The organism is Rhizobium acaciae (genome assembly GCF_025941625.1).
Classification (GTDB): Bacteria; Pseudomonadota; Alphaproteobacteria; order Rhizobiales; family Rhizobiaceae; genus Rhizobium; species Rhizobium acaciae.
Genome location: NZ_JAPCZO010000009.1, coordinates 108,634 through 125,599, shown reverse-complemented (window position 1 = coordinate 125,599; position 16,966 = coordinate 108,634). Strand labels below are relative to the sequence as shown.

14 protein-coding genes are annotated in these 16,966 nt (G+C 61.8%); 8 read left to right on the top strand and 6 right to left on the bottom strand.

Annotated elements, in window-relative coordinates; translation table 11 throughout:
• Nucleotides 1-4 precede the first annotated feature (4 nt).
• From OLZ32_RS16175 to OLZ32_RS16165, 3 genes are all read left to right on the top strand, one after another.
• Entirely contained in the window at nucleotides 5-850 is an 846-nt protein-coding gene (locus OLZ32_RS16175) for an alpha/beta fold hydrolase (protein WP_017991438.1), read from the top strand.
• Nucleotides 851-885: 35 nt separating this feature from the next.
• Nucleotides 886-2,343: an MFS transporter gene (locus tag OLZ32_RS16170; protein WP_017991439.1), complete on the top strand. Its 1,458-nt coding sequence runs from the start codon at nucleotides 886-888 to the stop codon at nucleotides 2,341-2,343.
• Nucleotides 2,344-2,566: 223 nt separating this feature from the next.
• Complete coding sequence (locus tag OLZ32_RS16165) at nucleotides 2,567-3,829, top strand: DUF3422 domain-containing protein (RefSeq protein WP_017991440.1); 1,263 nt, start codon at nucleotides 2,567-2,569, stop codon at nucleotides 3,827-3,829.
• 75 nt (nucleotides 3,830-3,904) lie between these two features.
• Here the strand turns inward: OLZ32_RS16165 and OLZ32_RS16160 are convergent, their stop codons facing one another.
• The 6 genes from OLZ32_RS16160 to OLZ32_RS16135 all read right to left on the bottom strand — a co-directional run bounded on the left by OLZ32_RS16160 (nucleotide 3,905) and on the right by OLZ32_RS16135 (nucleotide 11,638).
• Complete coding sequence (locus tag OLZ32_RS16160; RefSeq protein WP_026160247.1) at nucleotides 3,905-6,049, bottom strand: methyl-accepting chemotaxis protein; 2,145 nt, start codon at nucleotides 6,047-6,049, stop codon at nucleotides 3,905-3,907.
• Between the two features lie 16 nt (nucleotides 6,050-6,065).
• Nucleotides 6,066-6,995, bottom strand: a complete 930-nt coding sequence (locus tag OLZ32_RS16155) for a substrate-binding domain-containing protein (RefSeq protein ID WP_264397232.1) — start codon at nucleotides 6,993-6,995, stop codon at nucleotides 6,066-6,068.
• 177 nt (nucleotides 6,996-7,172) lie between these two features.
• Nucleotides 7,173-8,057, bottom strand: coding sequence for a carbohydrate ABC transporter permease (locus tag OLZ32_RS16150; protein WP_017991443.1), 885 nt, complete (start codon nucleotides 8,055-8,057; stop codon nucleotides 7,173-7,175).
• Nucleotides 8,047-8,973 (bottom strand): carbohydrate ABC transporter permease, encoded by a 927-nt coding sequence (locus OLZ32_RS16145; protein WP_020486864.1) that lies wholly within the window; start codon nucleotides 8,971-8,973, stop codon nucleotides 8,047-8,049. Before OLZ32_RS16145 ends, OLZ32_RS16150 begins: the two co-directional genes overlap by 11 nt.
• Nucleotides 8,974-9,041: 68 nt before the next feature.
• Complete coding sequence (locus OLZ32_RS16140; RefSeq protein ID WP_017991445.1) at nucleotides 9,042-10,265, bottom strand: ABC transporter substrate-binding protein; 1,224 nt, start codon at nucleotides 10,263-10,265, stop codon at nucleotides 9,042-9,044.
• Between the two features lie 50 nt (nucleotides 10,266-10,315).
• Entirely contained in the window at nucleotides 10,316-11,638 is a 1,323-nt protein-coding gene (locus tag OLZ32_RS16135) for an alpha-L-fucosidase (protein WP_003549883.1), read from the bottom strand.
• 205 nt (nucleotides 11,639-11,843) lie between these two features.
• Between OLZ32_RS16135 and OLZ32_RS16130 the strand changes: the two genes are divergently transcribed.
• The 5 genes from OLZ32_RS16130 (at nucleotide 11,844) to OLZ32_RS16110 (ending at nucleotide 16,929) form a co-directional block, all read left to right on the top strand.
• Nucleotides 11,844-12,851 carry a LacI family DNA-binding transcriptional regulator gene (locus OLZ32_RS16130; protein WP_003549881.1) on the top strand — a complete coding sequence of 336 codons (1,008 nt, stop codon included), beginning with the start codon at nucleotides 11,844-11,846 and terminating at the stop codon, nucleotides 12,849-12,851.
• 197 nt (nucleotides 12,852-13,048) lie between these two features.
• Nucleotides 13,049-13,777, top strand: coding sequence for a FadR/GntR family transcriptional regulator (locus OLZ32_RS16125; RefSeq protein ID WP_026160249.1), 729 nt, complete (start codon nucleotides 13,049-13,051; stop codon nucleotides 13,775-13,777).
• Nucleotides 13,778-13,971: 194 nt separating this feature from the next.
• Complete coding sequence (locus tag OLZ32_RS16120) at nucleotides 13,972-14,550, top strand: isochorismatase family protein (protein ID WP_264397230.1); 579 nt, start codon at nucleotides 13,972-13,974, stop codon at nucleotides 14,548-14,550.
• The gene (locus tag OLZ32_RS16115) at nucleotides 14,547-15,557 is read left to right on the top strand and encodes a GlxA family transcriptional regulator (RefSeq protein WP_264397229.1); all 1,011 of its coding nucleotides are present in this window, start codon (nucleotides 14,547-14,549) and stop codon (nucleotides 15,555-15,557) included. Before OLZ32_RS16120 ends, OLZ32_RS16115 begins: the two co-directional genes overlap by 4 nt.
• Before the next feature lie 358 nt (nucleotides 15,558-15,915).
• Complete coding sequence (locus tag OLZ32_RS16110; RefSeq protein WP_264397228.1) at nucleotides 15,916-16,929, top strand: ABC transporter substrate-binding protein; 1,014 nt, start codon at nucleotides 15,916-15,918, stop codon at nucleotides 16,927-16,929.
• Nucleotides 16,930-16,966: the final 37 nt, after the last annotated feature.

Genomic DNA, 16,966 nt, shown 5'->3' with positions numbered 1-16,966 from the left:
GGGAATGTCGATGTCCAACAGTGCAGCAAATGCTCGCGAGACGGCTTCCGGCGTCGCGTATGCGAGAACCTCCGATGGTATCGGCCTTGCTTATAGACGCAGCGGACGGCCCGGTGGGCCACGCGTCGTTCTGATCCATTCACTGGCGCTCGACGCCAGTGTCTGGGATCGGGTCGTCGGGCGGCTGGAGGATGCAGATATCGTCACGATGGACTGCCGCGGCCATGGCAGGAGCGACAAGCCTGCCGGTCCCTACGATGTCGAGCGGTTCGGCGACGATATCGCCGACCTGATGGGGGAACTCGGGTGGAGTGACGCCGTCGTCGCGGGCTGCTCGATGGGTGGTTGCGTGGCGCAGGCCTTCGCAGCGCGGCACCCCGAGCTCGTGCGCGCCATGCTGCTGATCGATACCACAGCCTGGTATGGTGCCAACGCACCCGCGGAATGGCGCGCGCGGGCGGCAAAGGCACGCAGCGAAGGGCTGGCATCGATGGCCGAGTTTCAGGCAACGCGCTGGTTCGGCGATCGATTCCGGATGGAACATCCGGCGCAGGTTCAGCATGCCATGTCGGTGTTTACTGCCAACGATATCGACGCTTATGCAGCGACCTGCGCCATGCTCGGGGATGCGGATCTGCGCCGGCATCTGGGAAGTTTCCGGTTTCCCGTTTCGGTGGTCGTCGGCGAGGAGGATTACGCCACACCCGTCGAGACGGCCCGAGATGTCGCTGCGGCCATTCCGGGCGCATCCCTCACCGTCTTGCCCGCCGCGCGGCATCTGACGCCGATTGAATGCCCGGACCAGATCGCCGATGCGATCCGGTCGCTGTTCAGGCGGGCCAACGGCTAACGCCTTCATCAAGGTGCTGAATCTGGGAGGATAGAATGCACGACAACACGATTACGCTGGCCGCATCCACTACCGCAGATGGGCTTGAGGTCCGCGATCCGACCCCGGCATCCGACAGCGGTCGCGCCGCAGCGCTGACTGCGCGTTTCGAGGCCATTCCCTTTACACCCTGGCACCGCCGGGCGCGGATCGTCATGGGGAGCGCAACGTTTCTCGATGCCTTCGATGCCCTCTCGCTGGCATTCGTCCTTCCGATCCTGATCAAGCTATGGGAGCTTTCTCCGGCGCAGATCGGCTGGATGATCGCCGCCAGCTACATCGGCCAATTGCTCGGCGCCCTGCTCTTCAGCCGTCTTGCCGAAAGTTTCGGCCGCGTCCCCATGGCGGCAGCGGCCACAGCGCTGATGTCGGTCATGGGCCTCGCCTGCGCGCTCACCGGCAATTTTCAGATGCTTTTCCTGTGCCGCCTGATCCAGGGCATCGGTGTCGGAGGAGAAATGCCGGTTGCGGCCACCTATATCAGCGAGCTTTTGCGAGCGAAGGGACGCGGCCGCTATTTCATGCTGTATGAGATGATCTTTCCGGTCGGGCTGATGATCACCGGCCAGGTCGGGACCTTGCTCGTGCCGATCCTCGGATGGACATCGCTCTTCTTCATCGGCGGCATTCCCGGTCTCGTCATCGCCTATCTGCTTTATCGGCTGCCGGAATCGCCGCGCTGGTTGATCGGTCAGCAACGCCTCGACGAAGCGGAAGCGATCATCCGACAGGCTGAAGCAAGCGCAAGAAAGGCAAAACTCGATTATCAACAGGAGCCGGAACCGGCGCCTGAAGCGCCGGCTGGTGCACCCGCCCCTGCACAGGTCACCCGGCAGCCGAGAAGCCGCTGGAGCGAGCTGCTGTCTCCACGCTTCCGCGTGAGGACGTTGATTGCCTGGGTCCTTTGGGCGAGTTCGTTCTTCGTCGCCAACAGCCTCAACAACTGGATGCCCACACTCTATCACACTGTCTACAAGCTCGAGCTCGGAAGCGCTCTTCGGGCGGCGTCGATGACCAATGTCGCCCAGGTCGCCATCCTTCTGGTTTGCGCTTTCTGCATCGACCGCATCGGTCGAAGAACTTGGGCCATCGTATCCTTCCTGGTCGGCGCGGTACTGTTAACCGCCTTGGCTGCAGGTGGTGCAGGCCAGCTCTGGTCGTTGATCGTGCTGGCAACGCTTGCCTATGGCGTCGTCGGGTCGATCAATGCGGTCCTCTATCTGTACACGCCGGAGATCTATCCGACGCGGATGCGCGCCATCGGAACCGGTCTTGCGACATCATGGCTGCGCATAGCCTCGGCCGTCGGGCCGACCACCGTCGGTTATATGGTGGGGACGCAGGGCATCAATTCGGTGTTCATGATGTTCGCGATCGTCGCCGCCATCGGCGCAGTCGCGGCTATCGGAATGATCGAAACCGGCGGTCGTCGGTTGGAAGAGACCTCGTCGTAAGGTCAGCATCACCAGTTCAGCGGGTGACAATCGAGCAATGGGGGCAACGATGTCGTGCAAGCCGCCGACATCGTTGCCCTTTATGGTGACATGCGGTTCGGGAGAGGCTATAGGCGTTGTCGGCCTTCGCCGGCTCGCAGGCGCCATGGTCAACTCACACATGCCGGCAACCCGGTTACATCAGGCGACCCAGCGACTGTCTACCGTATAGAGGTGCATTTCCATGCCGATGGGCTCCGAGCATCCGCTGCGAAGGGAACTTCACAACGAGCTCCACGCGCGGCCGTCGCTTTATTTCGATGGCGACACGGATGTGTGGCACGTCGCTATCGTCGGAGAAAACGCCCCTCCTCAGATACCGAATTCCCTGCCGGGGCTGGAGGATGTCTCCACGACCCGCGAAGGCAACCACGGCATCGGCCGCATCGGCGACAGCCGGCTGAAGTGGGAGGCGCATACCGAATTCCTGACCCTGACCTTCGTCGTTCCCGCATCGGCCGAACCCGGCAGCAATCCGCCTGAAGCCTTTCAGGCATGCTGCCGCCAGATCGACGGGAAGGTCATCGCGGCCGTCCGGGTGCTGGTGCGCGACGAGAAGGACGGGCAGCGTCCGGAAAAACCAAAGCTCGACTACGTCGCCTCGCAAGTCGGCGGCGGCGACGCGGAAGTGCATTCGAACTTCCGGCTGACCGACAGCGGCTTCGTCGAATTCCTGTTCTTCAACCGCAACCTCAATGCCTATCGCACCGGCCGCATGGTCAGGCGTTTCCTGGAGATCGAGACGTACCGGATGATGGCGCTGCTGGCCTTGCCGATGGCACGCGAGACGGTGTCGAAGCTTTCCGTCTTCGACCGGCGCCTCGACCTGCTGATCGCGCATATGCAGAGTGCGGTCAAGGTCGACAAAGCCCTGCTTTCCGAGGTTACCAAGCTCTCGTCGGATGTGCTCAATTTCTCCGCTCTCGCCCGTCACCGCTTCGGCGCGACTAAAGCCTATGCCGAGATCGTCGCAAGCAGATCGTCGGAGCTGCGCGAGGAGCGCGTCGAACAGCGCCAGCGGATCGGCACCTTCATCGACCGGCGCTTTCAGCCGGCCGTCCGTGCGGTTCACGCCGCCGAACGCCGCCTCGATGAACTGGCCGAACGTGTGAGCCTGGCCGGAGACCTGCTCAGAACCACCGTGCAGGTTCAGCTCGAAGATCAGAACGCCTCACTGCTGACATCAATGGAAGAGCGGGCGCGTATCCAGGTGCATATCCAGCAGGCGGTCGAAGGCTTCTCCGTCATCGCCATCACCTATTACACCGTCGGCCTCGCAAAGATTTGCCTGGAAAGCATTTCCGAACTGGGGGTCGATCCGCACGTCTCGAAGCTCGCCGTTCTCGGCGCCATCCCGCTCGTGCTTTTCGCCGTCTGGGCGGCAGTTCGTCATGTTCGCAAGAGCATTGCCGGCCACTCTCACGGTCCCGCATCAGAGAGCCACTGAGGCGACGCTGGCCGATGATCGCTCACCGCCGCCCTTTCGAGGCGGCGGCGTTTTCTTGTCTGCATCGACAGAACGTCAGGATGCCATCGCGTAATGGCGATGTTCCGATGCCCGGCCGCTGCCCGTCCTGAACCGCCGCAGCAGTTCGGCAAGGCTTTCGGTTTCATGTGTCAGGCTCTGGGCGGCCGCCGTGGTCTCTTCGACCATCGCGGCGTTCTGCTGCGTCACCTTGTCCATCTGGTCGCCGGCAGCCGAGACCTCGCGCAGGCTTGTCGCCTGCTCGCGAGCGGCAACGGCGATCTCGGCCACAGTCGCATTCATGGCGGTGACCTGCTCGACGATCTGTTCGAGCGAAAGGCCGGATTCGCCCACCAGCTGGACGCCGGTCTTGACCTGCGCCGAGGAGGTAGAGATCAGCTGCTTGATCTCCCTTGCCGCGTTGGCGGAGCGCTGGGCGAGCTCGCGGACTTCCTGGGCGACGACGGCAAAGCCCTTGCCCGCCTCGCCGGCGCGCGCCGCTTCCACGCCGGCATTCAGCGCCAGCAGGTTGGTCTGGAAGGCGATCTCATCGATGACGCTGATAATGTTGCCGATCTTGGACGACGAATTTTGAATTTCCGTCATCGCATCGATTGCACGGGCAACGATCTCGCCGCCCTTTTCCGCATTGGTGCGGGCGGTCGCCACAACACCCTGGGCGCGGCTTGCGCCCTCCGCCGTTCCATTGACGCCGCGGGTCACTTCACCCAGCGCCGCGACGGTCTCCTCCAGCGAGGCTGCCTGCTGCTCGGTGCGGCGGGCGAGATCGTTGGAGGCGGTGGAGATTTCCGCAAGGCCGGAGCGGATGGTGCCGACCGCGCGAATGACGGCGTCGACCGCCTCTTCGAGGCTCGCGACCGAGTTGTTGAAATGATCCCGGATCCTGACATAGCGATGGTCGACTTCGCCGACGCGGACCGTGAGGTCGCCCTTCGAGAGCGCGTCCAGCCCGACTGAGATCTGGCGGAAGGCATGCTCCATCACCTGCGCGTCGCTGAGCCGCTCGGCCTCCTGGCGGAGCCGCTCTTCTTCGGCCGCCAGGCGGGCGCGTTCGGCATTGGCTTCCGCGATCAACTTGGCGCGCCCCGTTTCCTGGAAAACCTTCAGCGAACGCGCCATGGCCCCCAGCTCGTGGCGATGTTCGACGCCCGTTATCACGATCCCTTCCTCACCACGGGCAAGCTGCTCCATGGACTGGGCCATGTTGCGCACCGCCGAGGAAATCAGCCGGCCGACGAAATACGAAAGGACGAGGCCGATGACGATCAGCAGCCCGCTGATGACGAGCGTCGCGCTGGTCGCGGAGGCAACCGTTGCGTCCACCGAACCGTCCAGGGTCTTCTGCGCACCGGTAACAGTTGCCTGCAGATCCTTGAAGCCGCCTGAGATTTTCGGCGCTAGCACGCTGAGCTGCGTCTGGCGGATGTTGCCCGAGGCCTGCAGCACGTCCTTCATGTCGCCGAGACGGGCGGTGTAATTCTGCATCAACTGGCCGGCGCCCATCAGGCGCTTCTTCTGCAGATCGTTCTTTGCGGCTTTCGCAGCAGCTTCGTTGAGCGCGACCGCTTCGGCCAGTGCTGCCTGCGCCGTGTCATAGGCCGCAAAATCATCGGAATGCACGAAGCGTTCGGAGAAATAGAGGCTGCGGTTCAAGGCCTCCAGTGTCGCCGCCGTCATCTGCAGGAGGGCCACATCATTCTGGCGCCAGGCGCTGCGCACGACATCGTTGAGCGCAATACTGGTCCAGGGGCCGAATTCGGTGACCTTGGAGATCAAGGCATCACGCCTGGCCTGCAGGGCGACGATCTGTTCGAAAGCCTTGCCATAAGTGGCGATGTCCTGGCGGATCGCCGTAAGACCGGACTGCAGGTCCTTATTGCCGGCAAAACGCGGGTCGTCGGCGTCGAACGCTTTCACGCCGGCGCGGAAGCGATCGACGACAGCCTGCGTCGGCGTGGAGCGGAAGGCTTCCGCCGACATCTGAATCTCGTTCAGCTGGTCGCTGTAGTCCGAGATGGCGAGACTTTGGCCGGCCGTGGCGCGATAGGAAGAGAAGATCGAGGCGAGCCCGTTCATGCCGGAGATCGCGCTGACCGTGAGCAGGCTCATCAACAGGATCAGCGGCACGAAGCCGGAGGTGATCTGTGCGCGAATGCCGAATTTATTCCAGAAATGCAACATGATAGTCCTCTTATGCTCACTGGCTCTTCGGCAGATAGGTAGCAATGTTCTCAGGTGTGACGAGTTCGAAGGGAACGTTGTTTTCGCGCGGCACCTTCTCTTTGCGGATCAGCTTGACGGCAGCGTCGACAGCGGCAGCGCCCTGCCCGACGGCGCTCTGGAGAATGGTCACGTCGAGATCGCCGGCGACCATCGCGGCGAGCGCGTCGTCGGTCGCGTCGACGCCGGCGACGACGACATCTTTCATCGGCATGCCGGCCTTCTTCATGGCCCGGATCGCGCCGAGCGCCATCTCGTCATTATTGGCGATAGCAGCGTCGAACTTGACGCCGGCCGACAGCCATTCCTGCATCTGCTGGTCGGCAAAATCGCTCGACCAATAGGCCGCCTGCCGCTCGACAATCTGAAGGCCATTGCAATCCTGGGTGGCAATGACGTCTGATATATCCTGGGTGCGGGCACGGGCGGCGGCGTGAAATGGTTCGCCCATCAGCACGACGACGCGGCCTTTGCCTTTAAGGAGCGCGCAGACCTGCTTGGTCTCCAGCGTTCCGGATTCCTTCTCGTTGGAGGCGACCACCACCTGATTATCAGGCAAGTCCAGCAGGTTGGAAGGAACGTTGTTGATGTAGACCAGCGGAATGCCGGCATCTGCCGCCATCTTGGTCATTTGCGGCCCGAGGTCGCCATCGGAGACGGCAAGGATGATGGCGTCGACCTTGTCGGCAATGAGCTTCTGCACCTGCTGCTTCTGGAGCTCCTTGTCGCCATTGGCATTCTCGGTGACGAGCTTGAGGCCGGATATCGTCTGCCCATGCGAGACGACGCCGTTCAGAAGCGCCGTCCTGAATTTGTCGAGACCGGACATCGAAACCCCGATCGTCTGGGCATGGGCAGCAGAGATCGATATCGCCAAGGCGATGGATGCAAGCGTAGCCGTTTTCATGAATTCCTCTGCGCAATTCGAATATGAAAGGGTTATTTCAAATTTTGGTTAAATTTTACTTTTCTTCCGGAAGCAAAAGTCAAGCGCGAGGAGATGATTTCGGCGGCGATCGACCGGACTTGAAGCGCATCACACCAAACTTGATGCGATGCGCTTAAATCTTTGTTCTTATGAAGATTAGCGCCCACCAAAGCCGGAGCTGACGGTGATACCCTTGTAGATCACCCTCTGCAGCACGATGGCCAGGATGACACCCGGCACCATGGAGATCGTCGCACCGGCCATGATGTAATTCCAGGCGGTGCCCTGCTGTGTCTGGAACAGGGTGAGCCCGAGCGGCAGCGTGGCCATTTCGACGCCGCTGGTGGCGATCAGCGGCCAGAGGAAACTCTTCCATTGTGCGATGAAGGTGAACAGCGCCAGCAGGCCGATGGCGGGCATGGCAAGCGGAACGATGACCGTGACCAGGATGCGCAGGCGCGAAGCTCCGTCCATCATCGCAGCCTCGTCGAGATCCTTGGGAATGCCGAGGATGAACTGCCGCAGCAGAAAGGTGCCGAAAGAGCTGAAGGCGACCGGCAGGATCATGCCGTGATAGGTGTTGATCCAGCCGAACTTGCTGACGATGAGGAAGAGCGGAATGACCAACATCACCTGCGGGATCATCAGCGTGCTGAGATAGGTAAGCAGCAGCCCCTCCCGGCCGGGAAACCTCAGCCGGGCGAAGGCGTAGGCGGACAGGCAGGATACCGCAATCACGATCGCCGTAACGCCGCAGGCGACCACGAAAGAATTCAACAGGAAGGTTCCGAACGGCAGGGAAACCAGGGCTTCGACGAATGTTCCCCAATGGTACTCCTCAGGGAAGATGCGGACCGGCACGGCCATCACCTCGGCATTGGAGCGCACCGCGTTCGACACCATCCAGAAGAAGGGGAAGAGGAAAAGCAGCGCGATCAGCGAAAGTGCCGTGTAGCTGACGAAGGTGCCGACACGCCGCAATATGCGGTGACGATGCTGAGACACGGAATGCGGATGCCGTGAGGTCGGATCAATCGTCATAGTGCACCCATTTGCGCTGCATGTGGAATTGCAGGATGGTGAGCGCCATGATCATGACGAACATCACCCAGGCCAATGCCGAGGCATAGCCCATCTGGAAGTTGGTGAAGCCTTTCTGGTAGATGGCAAAGCCAAGCGTGGCCGTCGCCGAGCCCGGGCCGCCGCGCGTCATCGCGAATATCTCGTCGAAGACCTGCAGCGAGGTGATCGCTGTCATCACGGTGCCAAAGAAGACGGTCGGCGAGATGAGCGGCAGGCGGATGCGCCAGAAGCGCTGCCAGGCATTGGCGCCGTCGATCGTCGCCGCCTCGAGATAATGCTTCGGCACGAGGTCGAGCGCGGCGTTGAACATCACGACGTTATAGCCGACATTCGCCCACAGGGTGACGAGCACGACAGCCTGCATGGCCCAGGTCGAGCTCAGCAGGAAATTCGGCAGACCGAGGCCGAGCGCGCGGACGATGGTGTCGGCCAGCCCGTCCGGCGTGAAGATGAGCAGCCATACCACCGATGCTGCGATCGTCGGCGTGAAGGTCGGCAGGAAGAAGATCACCCGGAAGATCGCCTTGCCGCGCTTCAGGCTCGATATCCAGACCGCGAGCGTCAGCGAGACGATAATATTCAGCGCCAGATACTCGACGGCGAAGAACAGCGTGTTGCGGAGTACGGTGTAGAAGGCCGGATCGACAGTGAAGAGCCTGATATAATTCTGGAAGCCGACGAAGGACGGCGTCGAGATCAGCTGCCAATTGGTAAAACTGAGCGCCAGCGACGCCAGGATCGGCAGAGCCATGAAGACCATGAAGCCGAGGAAGCTCGGCAGCAGGAACAGCATGGCTGTCTGCGTCTCCGGCTTCAGGAAGCGCCGGGGCCGACCGGGCTGCAAGGAAACTTCGGCAACAGCGCTTTGCGACATGTCTTCCTCCATGCGCGGCAGGTCCTGCCGCGGGCGGGCGCTAGCGCGTCCTGTCGGACGCGCTCGCTTTATTGCTGCGCGAGGCTCTGGATGGACTCCATCGTCTGCTTGGCATCGGCGCTGCCGGCGAAAGCCGGCGGGAAATACTGGTTGAAGAGGTTTTCCACCGCTGCCCAGTTGTTGGTGATCACGTAGGGCACGGAGTGCGCCAGGGAATAGTCGATGGCCTCGCCGCCATTGGTGATGTCCTTGGCCGCCACCTTGTACCAGGCGGATTGCGCCGCCGTGCGCGCCGGCAAGGCACGACCCTGCTCGGCGAGATAGGATAAGGCTTCCGGGCTGGTCAGCACCTGGATCGCCTTCCAGGCCGCATCCTTGTTCTTACTTGACGTGGAAATACCGAAGCCGGAGCCTGCGGTGACGGCGGAAAGTTCGCCCTCATCGCGCGGCAGGGTGGTGAGGCCGATCTTGAACTTCGCCTGGTCCTTCATGCCGATAATCGACCAGGGGCCGTCGATATACATGGCGACATTGCCCGAATTGAACCGGCCCTGGACGACATCACCGGGATCCGCGCCACCCGACGGGACCAGCGGCGCGATCTTATCCTTGGCGGCGAAGCCGATCAGCCTGTCGGCGGCGGCAACTGCGCTCGCACTGGTCAAGTCAAGCTCGCCGGCGTCGTTGACGTATTTATCGCCCCAGGCCGCGGCCAGGACCGAATAGTTGGTCGGGGTGACGCCAAAGCCGTACTTGCCGTCCTTCGTCAGCTTCTTGGCGGCATCGGTGAACTCGGCAAGCGTCCAGCCCGGCTTCGGCAGCGGAACGCCAGCGGCTTCGAGCGCGTCCTGGTTATAATAGATGACCCACGGACCGACATCGTAAGGCAGGCCGTAAAGCTGCTTGTCAACGGACATGCCGCCGATGATCGAAGGGGTGAAGGCGCCGACGTCGAACTTATCGGCCTCGATCCGGTCATTCAGGGGCTCGAGCAGCGAATAGAAGTTCGGCATCCTCAGTGACTGCATGGAAACGATGTCGGCGAGCTGTCCCGATGCCGCCAGCACCGGCAGCCGCGTCCAGTAGTCGACCCAGCCCGTCGTCGTCAGCGTCACCTTGATATCGGGATACTTGGCGGTCACCATCTCTGCCAGGTGCTGCCAACTCTTGGTGTCGGTTTCGGAGCCGGTCCACATCTGCCAGGTCAGGTTGACCTGCTCGGCCGATGCGGCTGTGGCAAAAAGACTGCTGCCGATAGCGGCAAGCAAAAGCGTTTTCTTCAGAACCTTCATGGGTTTCTCCTCCCTCCATGAACGCAAAGGACACGCGAGTGCGATCGAGCTCACGCCTTCAGGACGATCTCGATCACCGGCACGGTAACGTCCGGGCGCCGGACCGGCAGTTCGAGCGTGATCATGCCTTCCGGCACCGTCACGCCGATATTGGAATCCACATCTTTGGCATGGCTCAGCCAGTGCACCTCGCTGGCGTCGTGCAGGAACTGCGCATAGGCGATCCTGTCGGCGAGACCTTCGATGTGGATGTGGCGGTAAGGCCAATTGTAAACATGCAGATAAAGGCGGTTGCCGCGCTGGGTATAACGGCAGCCAGCAGGCACCGGATAGCGGGATGGCCCTGCCCCATAGATGGAACGTCCGTTGACTTCCATCCAGTTCTGATAGACCTCGAGCGCGCTGATGGCGCGCGCATCGAGCGTGCCCCGGCCGGTCGGGCCGACATTCATCAGGAGGTTGCCGCCGAGTGCGACGGAATCGATCAGCAGCTGGATGATCTGCTCCGGGCTTTTCCAGGTATTTTCGTCGCGGTGATAACCCCAGGAGCCGCTGAAGGTATGGCAGGCTTCCCAGAGCACCCCCTGGCTGGCGATGGCGGGGGCGACCCGCGGCGTATATTGCTCCGGCGTCGTCACGTCAGGCAGGGTGCCGGGCGGCAGGTCGAGGCGGTTGTTGACGATGATGCCGGGCTGCAGCTCGCGCACCAGATCGACCAGCCGCTCGCTCTCCCAATCGGCGCGCCCCTTGCCGGGCAGGCCATGATATTCGCGCCCGGGATAGCTGAAATCGAACCAGATGATATCGATGCGGCCGAAGCCGGTCAGAAGCTCGCGCACCTGTTCGCGCATATAGGCAGCGTAGTTGGCGATGTTACGGCCGGCATTCAGCGCCTTGGCGTCGGGATGGTTGCGCAAGGGATGGTGAACGTCGATCGGGAAATCCGGATGGTGCCAGTCAAGCAGCGAATAGTAGAAGCCGATCTTCAGCCCTTCGGCGCGGAAGGCTTCGACCAGCGGCGTGAGCAGATCTTTGCCGCAGGGTGTGTTCGGCGCCTTGTAGTCCGTTACCTTGCTGTCCCACAGGCAGAAACCCTCATGATGCTTGGTCGTCACCACGACATATTTCATGCCGGCAAGACGCGCCCGGCGGGCCCACTCCTTGGGATCGTAGAGATCGGGATCGAAATTGTCGAAATAGCGCTGGTAATGCTCGTCGGTCAGCTCTTCGCGGTTTTTCAACCATTCGTGCCGGGCTCCTAAGGCATAGAGGCCCCAATGGATGAACATGCCCAGGCGATCCTGGCTGAACCAGGCGTGTTTCTCCGCCCCTCCCGATGCCGGATTTTCCGGCTGGCGTTCCGAACTCGTCACAGGTTTCTCCTCCCTGTTTCCGGCTCAACATCATATCGAACCGGTTCGGTGAATGATCATCACGCCTCATCCGATGTCTGTCAAGTCGAAATTCGGGATCGCAAAATCACAAGACAAACCCTGTGAAACGTCTGATTTGAAGCAAGAATGTTGCGCCAACCAATAAAATCGGACATAACAAGGCATTAGAACCGGTTCGACAGACATGACCACGATACGAGACGTAGCGCGCCTTGCGGGGGTTTCCATCTCGACCGTCTCGCTGGCGCTCAACAGCCCGAAGCGGGTCGGCGTCGAGACGCTTGACCGCATCCAGCAGGCGATAAAATCGACCGGTTACCGCATCGACCCGGTGGCCCAGACGCTGGCGCGCGGACGCAGCTCGTTGATCGGTTTCGTTTCGGCCAATCTCGGCAACATGTTCTTCGGCGACATCCGTCGAGAGATCGAGCACCAGGCGCTCGACCACGGCTATTTCGTCCTGATCGCCGACTCCTCCGGCAGGGCCGATCTCGAACGGGCGCTGCTGGAGCGGCTGGAAGCGCAGAAGATCGCCGGCATTGCGCTGGCGGCAAACGGGCACGGCGAGGAGTACGCCACGTTCCTGCGCGATTTCAAAACCCCGATCGTGATGTTCGACCAGAAGGTGGAAGGGGCGGAACGCGATTTTGTCGGTTCCGACAACCCGCTGACCACCACCATCCTGACGGAACATCTGCTGCAGCTCGGCCACAGGCGGATCGGCTTCATCTCCGGGCCGAGCGGCCTGCACACTGCCGACGAGCGCCTGAAGGGTTTCATGAACACGATGGCCGGCGCCGGCGTGGACATCGATCCTTCGCTGGTGGTCGAAGGCGGCTACACCCGGACTGGCGGCCATGCACAGGCCATGCGCCTGCTCACCCGTCGCGATCGGCCGACCGCCATCATCGGCGCCAACAACATGACGGGCCTCGCAGCACTGCAGGTCATGCAGGAGATGGGCTTCCGCTGCCCTGACGACGTGTCGCTGGCGATGGTCGACGACGTACCCTGGAGCAACGTCATCACACCCCGCATCACGATGGTGGTGCAGGATGCGCAGAAGCTTGGCGAATTGGCCGCACAACGTCTGCTGGCAAGAATAGCAAGCCCGGAAGCCGCTGCCGCGCCGCCTGAGGATTTCATCCTGACGCCGAGATTCGTACGCGGAGAGTCGACCAAGCGGCTGTGAGTGCTTCTACCGATCCTCACGCATACGCCAAATCCGCGCCGAGAGACGCAAGCGCCAGTGCCGGATTTTCACTGGTCGGCCCTTATCCATTGAAAGGCGGCCAAATTTGTCATACATGTGTGATGAATCGTGAATTTCGCAATGCCGCGCGTTTGACCGGCATTCGGATCAAAGCCGATGCGGGGGCAGGCGTGGCTATGCAGGTGAAGGATCGCAGCAAAGGCTCCGGGTCGCTGGTCTCACAGGTCGGCGAAAGCCTCCGGCAAGCCATATTGAGCGGCCAGTATTCCGCCGGCGACAAGCTTCCGAGTGAACACGAGCTGACCGAAACGCACAGCGTCAGCCGCACCGTCGTGCGCGAGGCGGTGGCAGCACTTCGCTCCGACGGGCTTGTCGAGGTGCGCCAGGGGGCCGGGATTTTCGTACTCGGCGCCGATCCGGCGCTCTCCGCGCGGAAAGTCGACAAGGCCCGTGTCGCCTCCGATCTTGAAGTACTCGAGATCAGAACACCTGTCGAAATCGAGGCGGCGGGCCTTGCAGCCCTGCGCCGCTCGCCGGCACAGGAGGAAGCGATATTCGAATGTCACCGGAAAATCCTCCAGTGCATCGCGAGCGATCAATCCATTCGCGATGCGGATCTCGAGCTCCATGCCGCAATCGCCGAAGCCACGAACAATCCGCTGTTCAGGCAGTTCCTGGAGTCCCAGGGTTCGGCGATCATCCCGCAGTCGAGGCTCGTCCCGGAAACGAGGACAGCCGAACAGACCGCCTATCGAAAGCTGATCCACAGGGAGCACGAGGCAATCGTCGTCGCCATCTCGGACAGAGACGATCAAGCTGCCCGCAATGCCATGCGCGACCATCTGGTCGGCAGCCAGGCGAGGTACCGCAATCTGCTAAGAGATCTGCGCAGCTTTACAAGCTGACACCTGATCCGGAATTGCGTGGAAGTCGGGCCGATTATGTACGCCCCGACCGGCAGGCGCTGGATGTGGCCCGAGGCTCTTGGCGCAAGGCCGCTCCTGAGCGTGGCTATTGGCGCGAATTGTCCGTTATTTGTCCGGCGCACGCATTTTCCCCTGTCTTCAAATCGCCGAATATGACTTCATGACCAACCCGCATGGAGCAAAAAATGTCCGGCCACGATACTATCCTTCTCGTTATCGACGCCCAGGAGTCCTTCAGGCACCGCGATTACTGGGATGAAAACCTCGCCCCCGCCTATATCGATCGTCAGCAGGCTCTGATCGATGGCGCGGAAGCCGATGGAATACCCATCATCCAGATCTTCCATGTCGATGAAAATGGGCCGTTTTCGGAAGCATCCGGGTTCGTCAGCACACTCGCCCCGCTCAGGATCGCTCCCAAGGCGACGTTCAGGAAGAACCGCCATAGCGCCCTGGTCGGTTCCGGTCTCGACGTGTGGCTGACCGAGAACGGCGTCCGTCGGATCCTCGTCTCCGGCATCCGCACCGAACAGTGCTGCGAGACCACGACCCGCCACGCCTCGGATCTCGGCTATCAAGTCGACTATGTCGGCGAAGCGACCCTGACCTTTCCGATGACCGACGCCGCAGGACGCACCTGGAGCGCCAAGGAAATCCGGGACCGGACCGAACTGGTCCTGTCGGGCCGTTTCGCTCGGATCGCGACCGTCGAACAGGCCCTGGCGGAGCGCGGAAAGTCACTCACCGCATGACGGACGCCGCGCAGCCCTTCGATATTCCGGTCTTCGTCGTCGTGCCGCCGCGCGTGCTGTTGCTCGACGTGGCCGGCCCGATCGAAGTGCTGCGCAAGGCGAACCTCGAACAGCGCACGGTGCGTTTTACCGTGACCTATATCGGCCCATCGGCGACGGTCGGCAGCTCGATCGGTCTTGCCGTTACGGGCGTCGCCGCGTTACCCGAGCGCTTGCCCGATTCCGCACTTGTCGTCATTGCCGGCAGCGCCGATGCCCCCATGGAAAACAACCGCCCGTGGGACGAACAGGAACGCGCCGAGCAGGCTGCCATCGTCGCATGGCTGAAGCGCGCCATTCTTCCGGGAATTCGTCTGGTCTCGATCTGCTCGGGCGCATTGCTCGCTGCCCAGGCCGGCATGCTCGACGGCCGCGATTGCACCACCCATCACGCCTGCATAGAGGATCTGGTAAGGCTCGCACCGACCGCGCGCGTCCGGGACAACCGGCTCTATGTCGAGGATGGAGACCGCCTCACCAGCGCCGGCATCACCGCCGGCATAGACCTCATGCTGCATATCGTTGCCGAAGCGGCGGGACATGCCTGTGCGCTTGCGGTGGCGCGATATCTTGTCGTCTATCTCAGGCGCGGCGGCTCGGATCCGCAACTTTCGCCCTGGCTCGAAGGTCGCAACCATATCCACCCGGTCATTCACCGTGCACAGGATGCAGTGGTCGCCAACCCGTCTGAGGATTGGTCGGTGGCGTCGCTCGCCCGCCTCTGCGGTGCCAGCCCGCGCAACCTTTCACGGCTGTTCAACGAGCAAACGGGCATGAGCGTTACGGATTTCGTCAACCTTATGCGCGTGGCTCTTGCCCGCGAGATGCTCGCCGGTTCACGGCTGGACATGGAGGCCGTTGCGATGCGCGCCGGCTTCGGCTCGGCGCGGCAGCTCCGCCGCGCCTGGAACCGCCTGAATGACGGCCCGCCGAGCGCGGCACGGTCAAGGCTGCCCGTCGGTTCATAGACTGCTCGCCGCCGGTCACCAGATCGCGATCACGATCGCGGACATATTGCCTCGCAATTTTCGCGTTGAAGCGTTTGCCGCGATGGCTTGATGCCGCATGCGCTCGGAAAGAGATCCGTCTGGGGCATACATCTGTGGAAACGACGGCGCATCTGGCTTAAGAAATGACTGCGCGCCCGCTGCTTCCCGTCGCTCCTGCGATGGGGGATGCATCGATGGAATTCGACGGGCTGCTTACCCATCCGCGACTGAAAGCTAGTTGAAAGCTTCGACGTCATAGGAAGGGGCAGCATCGTGGAGGAGACACGGGTCAAGGTGACGAGACGACGATGCTAGCAAACCACAGGAGGAGATTTCCATGCGTTCTTCACGCAGCCTTTTTCACACCGTCGCTTTTTCGGCGCTTCTCGCCGCAGCATCTTTCGCGACCAGCGCCGCACATGCGGCCGATAAGATCACCATCATGGTCGGCGGTTATGAGAAGCAGATCTATCTGCCCGCCAAGCTTGCCGAATCGCTCGGATACTTCAAGGACGAGGGGCTCGACGTCGAACTGCTGAATGAAGCTGCCGGCGTCGATGCCGAAAACCAGCTTCTGGCCGGCGCTGTCCAGGGCGTGGTCGGCTTCTACGACCATTGTGTGGACCTGCAGGCCAAGGGCAAATTCGTCGAATCCATCGTCCAGTTCAGCCAGGCGCCGGGCGAAGTCGAGATGGTTTCGAGCAAACATCCTGACATCAAATCGCCGGCCGACTTCAAAGGCAAGACCCTCGGCGTCACCGGTCTCGGCTCGTCCACCAACTTCCTGACCCTCTTCATGGCCTCGAAGGCCGGCCTGAAGCCCGGTGACGTCGTGACGGTTCCGGTCGGCGCCGGCGGCACCTTCATCGCCGCCATGCAACAGGATCAGATCCAGGCCGGCATGACGACAGAGCCGACGATCTCGCGCATGATCAAGACCGGCGAGGCGAGCGTACTCGTCGACATGCGCACGGTCGAGTCGACCCGTCAGGCGCTCGGTGGCACCTATCCGGCCGCCTCGCTCTACATGGAAGCCTCCTGGATCGACGCGCACAAGGAAGAGGCACAGAAGCTCGCCAACGCCTTCGTCAAGACGCTGCGCTACATCAACACGCATTCCGCCGCCGAGATCGCGGACAAGATGCCGAAGGACTTCTACGTCGGCGACAAGGACGGCTACATCAAGGCTCTCGACGACGGCAAGGGCATGTTCACATCTGATGGCGTCATGCCGGAAGACGGTCCGAAGACCGTGCTTGCCGTGCTCTCGGAGTTCTCCAAGAACGTCAAGGGCAAGCAGATCGACCTTTCCAAGACCTACACGACGGAATTCGTCAAGAACGTCAAGTAAGGCGTCGCGTCGCTTCCGGCTCCAGCCGGAAGCGACC

Bases quoted from the DNA above. Each gene is read 5' to 3' on its own strand.
- OLZ32_RS16175 (WP_017991438.1), top strand. From the start codon at position 5: ATGTCGATGTCCAACAGTGCAGCAAATGCTCGCGAGACGGCTTCCGGC.
- OLZ32_RS16170 (WP_017991439.1), top strand. From the start codon at position 886: ATGCACGACAACACGATTACGCTGGCCGCATCCACTACCGCAGATGGG.
- OLZ32_RS16165 (WP_017991440.1), top strand. From the start codon at position 2,567: ATGCCGATGGGCTCCGAGCATCCGCTGCGAAGGGAACTTCACAACGAG.
- OLZ32_RS16160 (WP_026160247.1), bottom strand. From the start codon at position 6,049: ATGTTGCATTTCTGGAATAAATTCGGCATTCGCGCACAGATCACCTCC.
- OLZ32_RS16155 (WP_264397232.1), bottom strand. From the start codon at position 6,995: ATGAAAACGGCTACGCTTGCATCCATCGCCTTGGCGATATCGATCTCT.
- OLZ32_RS16150 (WP_017991443.1), bottom strand. From the start codon at position 8,057: ATGACGATTGATCCGACCTCACGGCATCCGCATTCCGTGTCTCAGCAT.
- OLZ32_RS16145 (WP_020486864.1), bottom strand. From the start codon at position 8,973: ATGTCGCAAAGCGCTGTTGCCGAAGTTTCCTTGCAGCCCGGTCGGCCC.
- OLZ32_RS16140 (WP_017991445.1), bottom strand. From the start codon at position 10,265: ATGAAGGTTCTGAAGAAAACGCTTTTGCTTGCCGCTATCGGCAGCAGT.
- OLZ32_RS16130 (WP_003549881.1), top strand. From the start codon at position 11,844: ATGACCACGATACGAGACGTAGCGCGCCTTGCGGGGGTTTCCATCTCG.
- OLZ32_RS16125 (WP_026160249.1), top strand. From the start codon at position 13,049: ATGCAGGTGAAGGATCGCAGCAAAGGCTCCGGGTCGCTGGTCTCACAG.
- OLZ32_RS16120 (WP_264397230.1), top strand. From the start codon at position 13,972: ATGGAGCAAAAAATGTCCGGCCACGATACTATCCTTCTCGTTATCGAC.
- OLZ32_RS16115 (WP_264397229.1), top strand. From the start codon at position 14,547: ATGACGGACGCCGCGCAGCCCTTCGATATTCCGGTCTTCGTCGTCGTG.
- OLZ32_RS16110 (WP_264397228.1), top strand. From the start codon at position 15,916: ATGCGTTCTTCACGCAGCCTTTTTCACACCGTCGCTTTTTCGGCGCTT.